The organism is Acinetobacter sp. LipI_23, from assembly GCF_058243045.1.
Genome location: NZ_JBZAYJ010000013.1, coordinates 1 through 902, shown reverse-complemented (window position 1 = coordinate 902; position 902 = coordinate 1). Strand labels below are relative to the sequence as shown.

Here is a 902-nt window from a genome sequence, read left to right as displayed (position 1 = left end):
GATATGTGCTGAATTAGCAGGAGACTTTCACTTGGGATATGCTAGGCAGCTAACCGATAAAAGTTCTCTGCTATTTGATTTGGCGTTTTAAAATCCAAACTCTTTTGAATTCTTCGCTGATTATAAAATAACACAATGTATTTTGTAATATCTGCTTTAGCTTCATCTCTGGTTTTATAGTTGCAATGATGCACTAATTCATTCTTGAGTATGCCCCAGAAACTTTCAATCGGTGCATTATCGTAACAGTCCCCACGTTTGCTCATTGAACCTTGAAAATCACATTTTTCCAGTATCTTTCGATATTCATGGCTGCAATATTGGCTGCCTCTGTCCGAATGAATAATTAAGCCTTTCGTTGGTTTTTGATTACGAATCGCCATAGTCAGTGCATTGCAAACAAGTTGTGCGGTCATACGCTCATTTAAGCTATAGCCAACCACTTGTTTCGTGTACAGGTCTTTTACTGCTGCCAAGTATAACCAACCTTCAGCAGTCCAAATGTATGTAATATCGCTTGACCATGCAAGATTGGGCTTAGTCATTGAAAACTGTTGCTCTAGTAAATTTGCGTAGATCGCTCGATTATGATCACTCTTCGTAGTTCTTTTGAAACGCTTATGACGCTTACAATACAGCTGGTTGAGCTTTTTTATTTGACGTACAGCATACGTACTGATTTTGATACCTTGCGCTTGTAAATGCTTAGTTAATCGAATATAGCCATAGCTTTGTTTAGTTTCCTCATGAGCTATTTTGACCAAAATTGTCTGTTGATTTCGCTGAACCAATCTTTTATTCATGCCTCGTTTTAGCCAATCATAAAATCGTGACACTGAAACGTGAAGTAATCTAGCCATAAAGCTAATCGGGAATAAATGTCTTTGCTGTTTCATATAGGC

At 37.7% G+C, this 902-nt stretch carries 1 protein-coding gene; it reads right to left on the bottom strand.

Going from position 1 to position 902, the window contains the following annotated elements; genetic code table 11:
* Positions 1-41: 41 nt before the first annotated feature.
* On the bottom strand, positions 42-902 hold an 861-nt coding region (locus AC4CVD_RS18610; protein WP_490753682.1), incomplete at its 5' end, for an IS3-like element ISAba21 family transposase.